This is a genomic window from Polyangiaceae bacterium, from assembly GCA_015075635.1.
GTDB lineage: Bacteria > Myxococcota_A > Polyangia > Polyangiales > Polyangiaceae > JADJKB01.
The window spans coordinates 2,927,807-2,940,151 of record JABTUA010000001.1 but is presented as its reverse complement, the minus strand read 5'-3'; the positions used below and the strand labels follow the sequence as shown (position 1 = coordinate 2,940,151).

The following is a 12,345-nucleotide window of genomic DNA, read 5'->3' as shown; positions in this document are numbered from 1 at the left end:
CATGTCGGGGCCCATCGAAGACGGCGTCTGGCCGGACCAGCTGACGGCGCACGTGACCGACTCGGGCAGCGAGCCGCGTCTTCACGGCTACGCCGTGGAGAGCGATCTCGCCGTCCACTACTCGTTCCCGGAGCTATGTTTGCTCGCCCTGACCGGCGAGCTCCCGAGCGAGCGGCAGGCTCACGCCTTCGGGGTCGCGCTCTCGTTCCTCTCTGGCGCCAGCGTGGCGGAGGCGCCGCTGCACGCCGCGAGGCTCTCCCGCGTTTGTGGCGCCACCTCCAGCGGGACCATCGGCGTCGCGGCCATCGGGCTCGCCGAGCAGGCCCGCCACCTGCTCGCGGAGCACGCGGAGCTGCTCGCTTGGCTCGGCGGAGACACAGGGCCGTTTCCAGAGCGGCATCTCGCGACCTCCGCCCGCGAGGTCGCGTCGGTCGAGCGCCTCGGAGCCGCGCTCGGCGAGCCGGTGCGGGGCCTCTGCGAAAACCCGAGCCGGCGCGCGGCGCTGATCTGCGTGCTCTGGTCGGCGGGCCTCCGTTCGCCCGCGTCCCTCGAGCTCGCGTGGACCCTCGCTCGCCTACCGGTCACCTTCGCCGAAGCGCGGGCGGTCGCCCCAGCCTCACTTCGCGACTACCCGATGAACACGCCGCCTTTCGTCTACGAGCCGCCCACATGACCCTGCTCCCATCTCTGCCGACCCGGGTCGGACAGGCCCGCCACGGTGACAATCACTTCTTCGGCTTGTCCGTGGGAGACGAGCTCGCGGGTCGCGAGACCGTGACGGGGCTCATCGCCCTCTCGATCGCCGGCCGCCGGCTCGCCCCAGAGGAGCGCGCCGTCCTCGACGACGTGGCCGTGGTGATGACCGTCGCCGATCCTCGCATCTGGCCGCTCAAGCTCACCCGCGTGCTGTCGGCCTACGGCAGCGCGCTCCCGGCCATGGCGGCCGCGAACCTCTGCATCGAGCACGCGCACATCGGGCACTTCACCACGGGGGTCGCGGCGCAGAACCTGGTCGAGCTCGCCCGAGCTGTGGCCGCGGGCGACGACGTCGCCGGAGCCGTGAACGAGATGCTCGGTCGGGGCGGCCGTTTCATGGGCTTCGGCGTTCCCTTCCGACCGCGTGACGAGCGCGTCGTGTCGCTCCGCGGCTGCTTGCTCGCGCGTGGCCGAGCGGCGAAGCCGTACTGGAAGCTCTTCGAGGCACTGTGCGAGGTGATGTACGCGCAGAAGGGCCTGTCTCCCAACATCGGCCTCGGCGTCGCCGCAGCGTGCCTGGACCTCGGCTTCTCGCCCCGCGAGATCTCGCTGCTCGCCGTCGCCTTGGGGCAGACCGACTACCTGGCCAATGGGGTCGAGGGAGCCGCGCAGGCCCCGGACGTGCTGCGCGAGCTCCCGCCCCACACGGTGCGCTATGTAGGGAGCGCTCCTAGAAAAAGTCCGCGCGCGCTCGCCGCGGCCTCAAGCGCCGCCGGGGCCGGCCGTTGATGCTCTCGTGGCACGCATCGACCGCTTCTCGCTCTTGGGCGCTCTGACTCTGACGCTGACCCCGGCCGTGGCCGTCGCACAGAGCGGCGGCCCCACCAGGCCGAGCCTGGACCGCGGGACGGCCGTGGCGCGCGCCGGCGCGTCCGTCGCGGGCGCCGAAGGCGCCGAATGGAGCCTCCCCGGTGGGTGTCGGGTGGTGGCCCAGCCCGGGGCGGTGCTCCGCGTTTTGCACGTCCCGCAGCCGCTCCAGCTCGGAGCGGGCGCGACCGTCCCCGGCTACACGCTGATCGTGAAGTCGGGCAAGGTCGAGGTTCGGGTTCCGCCGCGCGCCAAGAGCGCCGTCGTGGTGGTCGCGCCGCGCCAGCTCAGCGCCATCGTTCGCACGGGCGTATTCCGCATCGCCGCCAGCCCGACGCAGACCGCGCTCGCGAACGCCGGCGGCGAGAGCACCTACTCGGTCGCCGGCGGAGCGTTCCGCGCCCTGGCGCCGAGCTTCGTGTACGCCGCCGAGGGCAGCTCGGGGGCGGAGCGGCCGCTGGTTTCGCCACCCCGCAGCATTCGCGGGAAACGCGTGCTGATCACCAGTGGCCCGAGCGCCGAGTTGGGCAAGCTCTCCTGGGAGCCGGTGGAGGGTGCCGTCGGCTACCGCGCCGACCTGTCGAAGGATGGGAAGGCGCTCGCCTCCATCGACACTTCGGGCTCGACCCTCGAGCGCGAGCTGCCAGCGCTCGCTCCTGGGAGCTACCGCTTGCGCATCTCCGCCTACGACGCGAGCGGCATCGTCAGTGGCCAGGCGGCGGAGGTGGACGTGCGGGTCGTCGGCATGGAGCTTCCCGCCGGCGCCTATACCGACAGTCGCGGCACCGTCCGCCTGCCGCGGGGCCAGAAGGTGCGCTTCCTCGGCGCCGAGGGGCTGGAGATGACGTACGGCGGCGATCGCTTCGTGCGCGCTGCCGAGACCGTGGGCCTCTACCGGAACGAACGCACCACGGTGCACCTGCGAATCCCGGGGACGTACGACTTCGCGACGGCGCGGCTCGAGCCGCGCACCGTGCGCGCCCGCATCGAGATCGGCCCCCGCCGGGCGCACTGGCCGAAGGATCCGATCGTGATCCGGGTGCGCCTCGAGGATCCGAGTGGGGAGCCCATCCCCGCGTCCATCGAGGCCAAGCCGCGGGTGCTGGTCGGCGTCCGCGAGATCGACGTGCCGTTCACCGCCCAGGGCGGCTGGCTCCGCGCGGTGGTCAAACCCCAGGCCGGCGCTGGCCCGTGGGTCGTACGGGTCTCGGTGGAGGATGGAGCGGAGCAACCGCTGGGCTACGACTTCGTCGAGATCGCCAAAGCGCCGCCGTCCCGGCAAGCCAAGCTCGGCTTGCCCGCGCGCCTCGAAACCGTCTCCAGCCGATGAATCGAGAGAGGAAAGGAATCCGAAATGGACGAGTACGCCCGCGAACGCCCACATGAAGCCAGGATCCGGCAGCTCTCGGATCTGCCCGTCGGTGACAATCGCCGCAGGCACTCCCGCTACGCCGTCGAGCTCGAGGTCAGCCTTTCGAGCGATCACAACTTCTACGCCGGCTTCGCCGAGAACCTGTCGGAGGGTGGCGTCTTCGTCGCGACTCACTCCCTGAAGGCGGTGGGCAGCAAGATCGACCTCAGCCTGCACCTGCCGGGCTCCGAGTCGCCGGTGCAGGTCCACGGGGAGGTGCGCTGGGTCCGAGAGTACCGCGAAGGCAGCGACGTCCCTCCGGGCATCGGCATCCGCTTCCTCGAGCTCGGTCCGGAGGCCGCGTTGGCCATCGGCGCGTTCCTGTCGCACCGCGAGCCGCTCTTCTTCGACGACGAGTGAGCCGAGGAGGCGCAGCCGATGCGTCCGAGGGCGCCCGGAAGTGGTCGCTCGGCCCGACCGAGCGTAAGGTGGCCGTCGGCGATGGCTTCTCTCCTCTTGGTTTCGGCCGACCAGGAGTACGTGTCCGGCTTCCTCGGCCAGTCGGAGAGTCGCGGCGCGCGCGTGGTCGCGTCCCTCCCCGAGGCGGCAGAGCTGCTCCGGTCCATCGCCTTCGACGTCGTGTTGATCGATCTGGATCTGGGCGGCGCGCGCGACGTGTATCTGGTGCGCGCGATCCGGGAGCTCTGCCCGGGCGCCGCCATCGTCGCGCTGGTGAACGGCGACTCCGAGCCCGCTGCCTTCGAGGCGCTGCGTGAAGGCGCGGAGGACTGCCTGAGCAAACAAGGAGACGACCGCGCGCGCGTGTTCCGCGTCGTGCCGCGCGCGGTGGATCGAATGTGGCTGCGGGGCTTCTTCGAGAAGCGCGAGCGACTCCTGGAGAGCGCGTTTGCTGCGCTCTCGCCGAACATCGCGGTGGTGGACGACCACGGCGTCATCGTCGTCACCAACCAGTCGTGGGACGAGTTCTGCGCGGAAAACGCCGGGGAGCCGCGCATGTGCGGCCCTGGCGCGTCGTATCTCGGCGTGCTCAGCGCCGCTGTCGCGACGGAGCCCGAGGTCGAGCTCGTCTTGCAGGGGCTCTCCGCGGTGCTCTCCGGGAAGACCCAGCACTTTCGCACGGAGTACCGCTGCGACTCACCGACCCGTGCGCGCTGGTTCTTGATGCAGGTCGACCGCATGCCGGGAGGCGAGCGCGGCGTGGTCGTCAGTCACACGGACATCACCGAGCGCAGGCAGGTCGAGGACGCGCTCAGGCAGTCCGAAGCGGACTTCCGTTCGCTGCTCGAGCGCTTCCCGCAAGGCCTCGCCATTCACCGCGCCGGGACCATCGTGTGGGTGAACCAGGTGCTGCTCGGCGCCCTGGGCTACTCGGACCCCAGCGAGGTCGTCGGGCGCCCGGTGCTCGATCTGGTGCAGCCCGAGGAGCACGCCGTGGTGGCCGCCCGCATGCAGCGATCGCTGGGCGGCGAGCAGTTGCCCGCGCTCGAGGAGCAGCTCCGGCACAAAGACGGGAGCATCGTCTTGGCAGAGGTGTCCGCAGTCCCCATTCACTTCGAGGGCGCGCCCGCTGTGCTGGTCATGGGCTCCGATCCCGGTGAGCGCCGCGCGGTCACGGCGGAGCTGATGCAGATGGACCGCATGCACTCGGTCGGCCTCTTGGCGCTCGGGTTGGGACACGAGATCAACAACCCGCTCAGCTTGGTCACCGCCAACGTGGATCTGGCGTTCCGGCGCGCGGCAGAGCTTCAGCGGCTCGCCGACGGGCCCTCCGCTGCCAAGCTGGACCCGCGAGCGCTGGAGGCGCTGTTCGAGCTCACCGACGGCCTCCGGGAGATCCGTGAGTCGCTCGGCGAGGCTCGGCAGGGGGCGCGCCGAGTCCAGGACATCGTGCGCGAGCTCCGCACCTTCAGCCGTCCCGAGGAAGAGTCGGTGGGTCCCGTCTCCGTCGAGCGCGTGCTCGACGCGGCGATCAGCGTCGCTCAGAACGAGATCCGGCATCGCGCGCGCATCGTCAAGCGCTACACCAGCGTGCCGCCGGTCGCGGGCAACGAGGCGCGCCTCGGACAGGTGTTCCTCAATCTCTTGGTGAACGCGGCGCAGGCCATCCCGGTGGGTGCCGCGGATCGCAACGAGATCCGTCTGGACACCTACGCGGCCGGTGATCGTGTCGTGGTCGAGATCGCCGACACCGGCTCGGGGATCGCCGCCGAGCACTTGCCGCGACTGTTCGAGCCGTTCTTCACCACCAAACCGGTCGGGCAGGGCACCGGCCTGGGCTTGGCCATTTGTCGCGACATCGTCATGAAGGCAGGCGGCTCGATCGGCGTCGAGAGCACCCCGGATCGAGGTACCACCTTTCGGGTCACGCTGGTGCCGTCCGCGCTGCCGGCTCCGACCAGGCCGCCCTCCTCGGACTCCGCGCTGCGGTCGGTGCCGAGTCATTTGTGCGTGCTGGTCGTCGACGACGAGCCGCTCATGGGTCGGGTGGTGAAGCGGTGCTTCGGCAAGGTCCACGTCGTGGAGTGGGTCGGAAGCGGTCGCGAGGCGCTCGAGCGCCTCGGCGGCCCACAGCACTGGGACGTGGTCTTCCTCGACGTGATGATGCCCGAGATGACCGGTATCGAGGTGTTCGAGGCGGTGAGAGAGCAAGCGCCGGGGCACCTCGACGCCATCGTGTTCCTCACGGGCGGCGCCTTCGCGCCCGGCGGCGAGGAGTTCCTCGCGCGCACCGGGCGGCCCCGCATAGCCAAGCCCTTCGAGGCCCGAGAGCTCCTGGCGATCGCCCAGGAGGTCGTGCAGGCGCGGGCGCCGCGAGAGCGGTAGGTCAGAGTCGGGTTTCGCGCCGCGCGTTCGGCTGCGCACCCTTTCTCCAGGGTTCGTGTCGAGACGCGATCAGGAGACGCCGGGCGACCACTCCCACCTGACGCGGGGAGGGCGCCGGCCTCGCCGGCATTCTCGTGGGCGTGGGCCTCGGTGGTGGATCGCGATCTGCTCGTGCCAAGACAGCGAAAGCGAGTCAGAACATCAGCCACCAGCAGAGCGCGGCGCCCAACGAGAAGCCGGACACGAGCGCGAGCCCAGTCGCCGCCCAGGAACGGGTAGGCTCGGGACGCCAGGACTCGTCGGGTTCGCCGAGCGACTCGAGCGCCGGCATCGGCGGCGCGGGCGGGATGGCCGCGACGGCCCGCCGGGCGACCAAGGGGATTGGCGCGCGGGAGCGCAGCGATGCCGGGTTCAGACTCGCCACGCGCTTCGGATCGGCGTGCGCGGCGACCCTCTCGAACAACTCCTCGGCGCTAGCGGGGCGCGCGTTCGGGTCAGGGCTCAGCGCGGCGCGGATCGCGCCCGCCAGGGAGGATGGGAGCTGGTTCATGGGCGCGAGGCGACCGTTCAGCTGGGCGCTCAGGATCTCGGCCTCGCTCTCACCCGTGAACGGCGGCGTTCCGCTGAGCAGCTCGTACAGGATGGCAGCGGCGGAGTACACATCAGTCCGCTGATCCGGCGGGATCCCCTGGGCCTGCTCCGGCGCGCGGTAGAGCGGCGTTCCGGTGCGGCCAAGCCACTGGTGCTCGACCAACCCCTCCGCGATGCCGAAGTCCAGCACCTTCACCAGCGGGCGATCCGGGGCCGGGTGCGTGACGAGCACGTTGGACGGCTTCAGATCGCAGTGGATGATGCCCGCGCGGTGGGCCGCAGCGACGGCCGCGAGGATCTGCGCCAAGAGCTCACAGGCGTAAGGTGCCGGTACCGGGCCGCGGGCCGCCACGATGTCCCGTAGCGTCTCGCCCTCGAGCAGCTCCATCACGATGAACGGAGCACCTCCGCGGTCGAGCCCGAGATCCAGCACCTCGACGACACCGGGGTGGTCCACGCGGGCGGTCGCGCGCGCCTCGGCGAGGAACGCGCTCCGCTGCTCCGGATCGGCGGCGAGCTCGGCCCGCAGTACCTTCACGGCGACGCGGCGCCCGACGAGGAGGTTCTCGGCCTCGAAGACAATGCCCGCGCCGCCGGCTCCGAGCACGCGCCCGAGCGCGTACTTGCCGGCCAGGACGCGGGGCTCCGAGGGGAGGGGGGCCGTCACAGCCCAGCAGAACGGACGCACCCCGCCAACCTTTAGGGCATATTCCCGCGCCCATGCCCGAGAGGATCGGACTCAGCATGTCCGCCGGACCCGACGCCGAGCTCGGCGCGGCGTTCACTCGCGTCCTCGCCTCGCGGCAGTTCATCCTGGGCGCGGAGGTCGGCGCGTTCGAGTCCGAGCTCGCCCGATACCTCGGGAGCCCTCACGCCATCGGAGTCTCCTCGGGCACCGATGCGCTGGTGTGCGCTCTGCTCGCCCTGGACATCGGTCCCGGCGACGAGGTGCTCACCACACCGTTCACCTTCATCGCCACGGCCGAGGCCATCGCGCGGGTCGGCGCACGCCCGGTGTTCGCCGACATCGATCCGGTCACGCTGAACCTGGATCCGGCCCGCGTGGTGCGCACGCCGAACACGCGGGCGGTCATCCCCGTGCACTTGTTCGGCCACCCCGCCGAGCTCGCGCCGCTCGAGCTGCCCATCATCGAAGACGCCGCGCAGGCCATCGGCGCGCGCGCGGGTGGGCGTCGCGTGGGGACGCTGGGCAGGCTGGGGTGCTTCAGCTTTTTTCCGACCAAGCCCCTGGGCGCGCTGGGCGACGGCGGTGCGGTGGTGACGGCCGAGGCCGCGCTGGCGGAACGCATCCGGCGCGTGCGCCAGCACGGCTCGGCGGAGAAGCACCTGTACGTGGAGCTGGGCGGCAACTTCCGCCTGGACGCGCTGCAAGCGGCGTTTCTGCGCGTCAAGCTGCCGTACCTCGACGGCTGGCTCGAGCAGCGGCGCGCCGTTGCCCTGGCGTATTCCCGGGAGCTCGCGGGCATCGACGAGCTCGCGCTGCCGCCGAGTCGCGAGGGGACCGAGCCCGCGTGGGCGCACTACGTGGTGCGCGTGCAGGACGGGCGACGCGACGCGCTCGCGCGGCACCTCGACGCGCGCGGCATCGCCACGGCGGTGTACTACCCGCGGCCGCTGCACCTGCAACCGCTGTTCGCTAAGCTCGGCTACGCGCGCGGCGACTTCCCGCACGCCGAGCGTGCGGCGGACGAGGTCTTGGCGCTGCCGCTCTTCCCCGGGCTCACGGCGGAGCAGCGAGGCAGGGTGGTGGACGCGGTGCGGGGGTTCTTCCGCTGAACGGGCAACTCGGGGGTGCCGGACTTGCATGCCATCATGCCCGAAGGCATTCGCCCGCTCAGGCGCAAGGAGTGCCACCAGCTAGCCGAGCTCGGGGCGTTCGATGCGCGAAACGTCCATCCTGCGGACATCCGGAGCGTCGCAACGCGCTCCGATGCGCGGAACGTCCATCCTGCGGACATTCGGAGCGTCGCAACGCGCTCCGATGCGCGGAACGTCCATCCTGCGGACATCCGGAGCGTCGGAGCCCGTTCCGATTCGCGGAGCGTCCGTCCTGCCGACATCCGAGCTCGCGGCGCCGTCGCGATGGACGTCTCCGCGGGACGACCTGATCAGCGATACCCCGCCGCCTGCAGCGAGAAGAGCCGAGCGTAGTGGCCGTCCATGGCGGTCAGCTCGTCGTGGCTGCCGCGCTCGATGATGCGTCCGCCGCCGAGCACCACGATCTGGTGCGCCATGCGCACGGTCGAGAAGCGGTGCGAGATCAAGACCGCGATCTGGTTCTCGGTCATCTCCCGGAAACGATCGAAGATCTGCACCTCGGCCTCCGCGTCCATCGCGGCGGTGGGCTCGTCGAGCACCAGGATGTCGGCGTCCTTGCGCATGAAGGCGCGGCTGAGGGCGATCTTCTGCCACTGCCCCACGCTGAGCTCGCGGCCGTCCTTGAACCACTTGCCGAGCTGCGTCTGGTACTTGTTCGGCAGCTCCTCGATGAACGGCGCGGCCAGGCCCTTGTCCGCGGCGGCGTGCCAGCGCTCCTCGTCGTCGAAGGCGCTGACGTCGCCGGCGCCGATGTTCTCGCCGACCCAGAGCTGGTAGCGCGCGAAGTCCTGGAAGATGACGCCGATGCGGCGGTAGAGCGCCTCTCGGTCCCACTCGCCGAGCTCGCGGCCGTCGAGCAAGATGCGCCCCTCGGTCGGGCGGTACAGGCGCGTGAGCAGCTTGATCAGCGTGGTCTTGCCGGAGCCGTTCTCGCCGACCAGCGCGAGCTTCTCGCCCGGACGGATGTGCAGATCGACCTCGCTGACCGCCGCCTGCTCGCTGCCCGGGTAGCGGAACGAGACTTTCTCGAAGCGGATGCCGTCGCCCGGCTCGGGACCGGTCTTGGCGGTGCCGGCCTCGGGGGGCACGTCCTCTTCGAGGAACCCGTACAGGGTCGAGAGGTACAGGTTGTCCTCGTACATGCCGCCGATGGCGGCGAGCGAGGCGGTGAGCGCGCCCTGCCCCTGCTTGAACACCAGGAGGTAGAGCGTCATCTGGCCGAGGGTGATGCTGGCCGCGACGGCCGAGATCGCGATCCAAGCGTAGGCCGCGTAGAACGCGCCGGTGCTGAGCAGGCCCATCAGGAAGCCCCAGGCCGCGCGGCGCAGCGTCAGGTTGCGGTCCTCGCCGTAGAGCCGGCGGAAGATGTCCACGTAGCGCCCGAGCAGCTTGGGTCCGAGGCCGAAGAGCTGCACCTCCTTGGCGTAGTCCTCCCGCGCGAGCACCGTCTCGAGGTAGCCCTGCTGGCGGGTCTCGGGCGTGCGCCAGCTGAAGAGGCGGAACGCCTGGCCCGAGAAGCGCGCCTCCGCGAACACCGCCGGCAGCGCCGCGGCGACCAGGCCGAGCACGGCCCAGCCGGAGAAGGTCCAGAGCAGCGCGCCGTAGGTCGCGAGCGAGACCCCGTTCTGCAAGAGCCCGAAGGTGCGCAGCACCAGCGAGAGCGGGCGGCTCGAAGCCTCGCGCCGCGCCCGGGTCATCTTGTCGTAGAGCTCGGAGTCCTCGAAGTGCTCCAGGCGTAGGGTCAGCGCTTTCTCGAGGATCATCACGTTGACGCGGTTGCCGAGCTGCGCCCGCAACAGGGACTTCACCGCGTCGAGCGCGCGCTGGATGGCGGCGAGCACCGTCACCAGGCCCATCTCGACGGCGACCCACTCCAGGGCGACGTCCGGCGTCGCGGTGGCGGGGTTCTGGATGGCGTGCACGACCGCGTCGACGATCAGCTTGCCGACGTAGGCGACCGCCGCGGGGAGCAGGCCCGCGGCCAGGCTGAGCAGCGAGAGGGCCACGGCGAGCCCGCGGCTGGTGTCCCAGACCAGGCGGATCGCCCGCCCGCCGTAGCGGTAGACACCCAGGGTTTCGCCGAGCACGGCGCGACTATATCCCGCACCCGCGACGATGCGCGCTAACCTCCCGCCCCGTGCGCCTGGCCGCCATCTCCGTCGATCTCGACGAGATCCCCAACTACTTCGCGATCCACGGCCTGGCTCCGCCCGCGGGTCCGGGCGCGAACGCCGTCTACGACGTCGGGCTCGGGCGGCTCGACGACTTCGCCCGCGCCCACGGGCTGCCGCTCACGCTGTTCGCCATCGGTGCGGACATGGCGCGGGAGGCCAACGCCCGGCGCCTGCGAGCCCTCTCCGAGGCCGGCCACGAGATCGCCAACCACTCGCTCGACCACCTCTACGATCTGACGCGGCGGGATCGCACGGAGATGTGGCGGCAGGTCGCGTCCGGGATCACCGTGCTGGAGGGCGCGACGGGCCAGCGACCGAGCGGATTCCGCGCGCCCGGCTACACCGTCAGCGACGAGCTCTTCGCGGTGCTCGCGGAGCTCGGCGTGGACTACGACTCGTCGGTGTTCCCGTGCCCGCCGTATTACCTGGCCAAGGCGGTGAAGCTCGGCGGCATACGCTTGCGAGGGCGCAGCTCGCGCTCGGTCTTGGATCGACCGAGCGTGCTCGCGGCGCCGACGCGGCCCTACCGGGTGGGCAAGCCGTACTGGAAGCGGGGGGGAGGCCTGCTCGAGCTGCCGATCCAGGTGACGCGCGGGCCGCGGCTGCCGTTCATCGGCACCACGCTCACGCTGGCCGGCGCCGCGCGAGCCCGCTGGCTCACCCGGCTGGTGCTGGGAGAGCCGCTGGTGAACCTGGAGCTCCACGGCATCGACGTGCTCGACGCCGGCGACGATCTCGGAGCGCTCGGCCCACACCAGGTGGACGTGCGGGTGCGCGTCGCCGACAAGCTCGCGGCGCTCGGCGCGGTGGTCGAGACGCTGAAGGCCGCGGGATACTCCTTCACGAGACTGGACGAGGCCGCGCGGCGGTTCGCCTGAGCCATGAGCATCTTCATCCACCCCACTGCCGTCGTGGACGTCGGCGCCCAGATCGGCGACGGCACGAAGATCTGGCATTTCTGTCACGTGATGGCCGGGGCGCGCATCGGTGAGCAGTGCTCCTTCGGCCAAGGTTGCTTCGTCGCCGCCGGCGCCCGCGTCGGCAGCGGCGTGCGCGTGCAGAACAACGTCAGCCTGTACGACGGCGTGGTGCTCGAGGACGACGTGTTCGTCGGGCCGAGCGCGGTCTTCACCAACGTGACGAACCCTCGGGCGCCCGTCTCGCGCCGCGCCGAGTACCAGCGCACGGTCGTGGGCCGCGGCGCCACCATCGGCGCCAACGCCACCATCATGCCGGGCCGTCGCCTCGGGGTGTACTGCTTCGTCGCCGCCGGCGCGGTCGTCGTGTACGACGTGCCCGACTTCGCGCTGGTGATGGGCATGCCCGCAGGGCAGACGGGCTGGATGAGCCGCCACGGGCGCAAGCTGGTCTTCGACGAGGAAGGCCTGGCGACCTGCCCGGGCACCGGTGAGCGCTACCGCTTGATGCTCGACGGCAACGTCGTCCCCCTGGGTTGAGGCTTCAGGCTTCGGGGCTCAGGCCAGGCTTCAGGATTCAGAGCCAGGCATCAGGAGCTCAGGCATCAGGCATCACGCATCAGGCATCAGGCGCGAGGTTTCAGGTGCGCGTGCGGAACTTCGAGAGCATCCGCACCAGCTCGAGCGCCAGTCCCTTTAAGCCGGCGGGGAGCTCGCCGATCAGGGCCTGCGCGGTCTCCATGAGTTGCACGCTCTTCTGGTAGACGATGGTCTGCTCGTGCCGCATGTCGCCCGTTCGGCCCGAACGCAGGCCGCGTTCCGCGAAATCTCCTGAAGCCTGAACCCTGCCCGCCTGAATCCTCACGGCCTGAAACCTGCCCGCCTGAATCCTCACAGCCTGAGCCCCTGAGCTCCAGTCTCTGAAGCCTGAGTCCTGCCCGCCTGAATCCTCACAGCCTGAGCCCCTGAGCTCCTGTCTCTGAAGCCTGAACCCTGCCCGCCTGATCTGGCGAAGGTTCGCCAGCTTTCGCCACTTCGCCACCCTCGAACCTGGCCGATCCCGCGA

Annotated in this window: 11 protein-coding genes; 8 read left to right on the top strand and 3 right to left on the bottom strand. The window is 70.8% G+C overall.

The window, feature by feature from the left end; all coding sequences use genetic code 11:
- The first annotated feature begins 1 nt into the window (after nt 1).
- The 5 genes from HS104_13295 (at nt 2) to HS104_13275 (ending at nt 5,758) form a co-directional block, all read left to right on the top strand.
- Complete coding sequence (locus tag HS104_13295; protein MBE7480942.1) at nt 2-673, top strand: hypothetical protein; 672 nt, start codon at nt 2-4, stop codon at nt 671-673.
- The gene (locus HS104_13290) at nt 670-1,485 is read left to right on the top strand and encodes a hypothetical protein (protein ID MBE7480941.1); all 816 of its coding nucleotides are present in this window, start codon (nt 670-672) and stop codon (nt 1,483-1,485) included. Before HS104_13295 ends, HS104_13290 begins: the two co-directional genes overlap by 4 nt.
- 7 nt (nt 1,486-1,492) lie before the next feature.
- On the top strand, nt 1,493-2,893 hold the full coding sequence (locus HS104_13285; GenBank protein MBE7480940.1) for a hypothetical protein: 1,401 nt from the start codon (nt 1,493-1,495) through the stop codon (nt 2,891-2,893).
- Nucleotides 2,894-2,917: 24 nt separating this feature from the next.
- The gene (locus HS104_13280) at nt 2,918-3,334 is read left to right on the top strand and encodes a TIGR02266 family protein (protein ID MBE7480939.1); all 417 of its coding nucleotides are present in this window, start codon (nt 2,918-2,920) and stop codon (nt 3,332-3,334) included.
- Between the two features lie 81 nt (nt 3,335-3,415).
- The gene (locus tag HS104_13275; GenBank protein ID MBE7480938.1) at nt 3,416-5,758 is read left to right on the top strand and encodes a response regulator; all 2,343 of its coding nucleotides are present in this window, start codon (nt 3,416-3,418) and stop codon (nt 5,756-5,758) included.
- A gap of 193 nt (nt 5,759-5,951) precedes the next feature.
- Here the strand turns inward: HS104_13275 and HS104_13270 are convergent, their stop codons facing one another.
- Nucleotides 5,952-7,016: a serine/threonine protein kinase gene (locus tag HS104_13270; GenBank protein MBE7480937.1), complete on the bottom strand. Its 1,065-nt coding sequence runs from the start codon at nt 7,014-7,016 to the stop codon at nt 5,952-5,954.
- 53 nt (nt 7,017-7,069) lie between these two features.
- Between HS104_13270 and HS104_13265 the strand changes: the two genes are divergently transcribed.
- Nucleotides 7,070-8,146: a DegT/DnrJ/EryC1/StrS family aminotransferase gene (locus HS104_13265; GenBank protein MBE7480936.1), complete on the top strand. Its 1,077-nt coding sequence runs from the start codon at nt 7,070-7,072 to the stop codon at nt 8,144-8,146.
- 332 nt (nt 8,147-8,478) lie between these two features.
- Here the strand turns inward: HS104_13265 and HS104_13260 are convergent, their stop codons facing one another.
- Nucleotides 8,479-10,305, bottom strand: coding sequence for an ABC transporter ATP-binding protein (locus tag HS104_13260; GenBank protein MBE7480935.1), 1,827 nt, complete (start codon nt 10,303-10,305; stop codon nt 8,479-8,481).
- Between the two features lie 20 nt (nt 10,306-10,325).
- Here HS104_13260 and HS104_13255 point away from each other — a divergent pair, with 20 nt between their 5' ends.
- Entirely contained in the window at nt 10,326-11,240 is a 915-nt protein-coding gene (locus tag HS104_13255; protein MBE7480934.1) for a polysaccharide deacetylase family protein, read from the top strand.
- A gap of 3 nt (nt 11,241-11,243) precedes the next feature.
- Nucleotides 11,244-11,819, top strand: coding sequence for an N-acetyltransferase (locus HS104_13250; protein MBE7480933.1), 576 nt, complete (start codon nt 11,244-11,246; stop codon nt 11,817-11,819).
- Nucleotides 11,820-11,919: 100 nt separating this feature from the next.
- Here HS104_13250 and HS104_13245 read toward each other — a convergent pair whose 3' ends face one another.
- Nucleotides 11,920-12,144 (bottom strand): hypothetical protein, encoded by a 225-nt coding sequence (locus tag HS104_13245; protein MBE7480932.1) that lies wholly within the window; start codon nt 12,142-12,144, stop codon nt 11,920-11,922.
- Nucleotides 12,145-12,345 lie beyond the last annotated feature (201 nt).

What these genes read in the sequence shown, in the direction of transcription:
- HS104_13295 (MBE7480942.1), top strand. Translation starts at nt 2, where the DNA reads ATGTCGGGGCCCATCGAAGACGGCGTCTGGCCGGACCAGCTGACGGCG.
- HS104_13290 (MBE7480941.1), top strand. Translation starts at nt 670, where the DNA reads ATGACCCTGCTCCCATCTCTGCCGACCCGGGTCGGACAGGCCCGCCAC.
- HS104_13280 (MBE7480939.1), top strand. Translation starts at nt 2,918, where the DNA reads ATGGACGAGTACGCCCGCGAACGCCCACATGAAGCCAGGATCCGGCAG.
- HS104_13275 (MBE7480938.1), top strand. Translation starts at nt 3,416, where the DNA reads ATGGCTTCTCTCCTCTTGGTTTCGGCCGACCAGGAGTACGTGTCCGGC.
- HS104_13265 (MBE7480936.1), top strand. Translation starts at nt 7,070, where the DNA reads ATGCCCGAGAGGATCGGACTCAGCATGTCCGCCGGACCCGACGCCGAG.
- HS104_13250 (MBE7480933.1), top strand. Translation starts at nt 11,244, where the DNA reads ATGAGCATCTTCATCCACCCCACTGCCGTCGTGGACGTCGGCGCCCAG.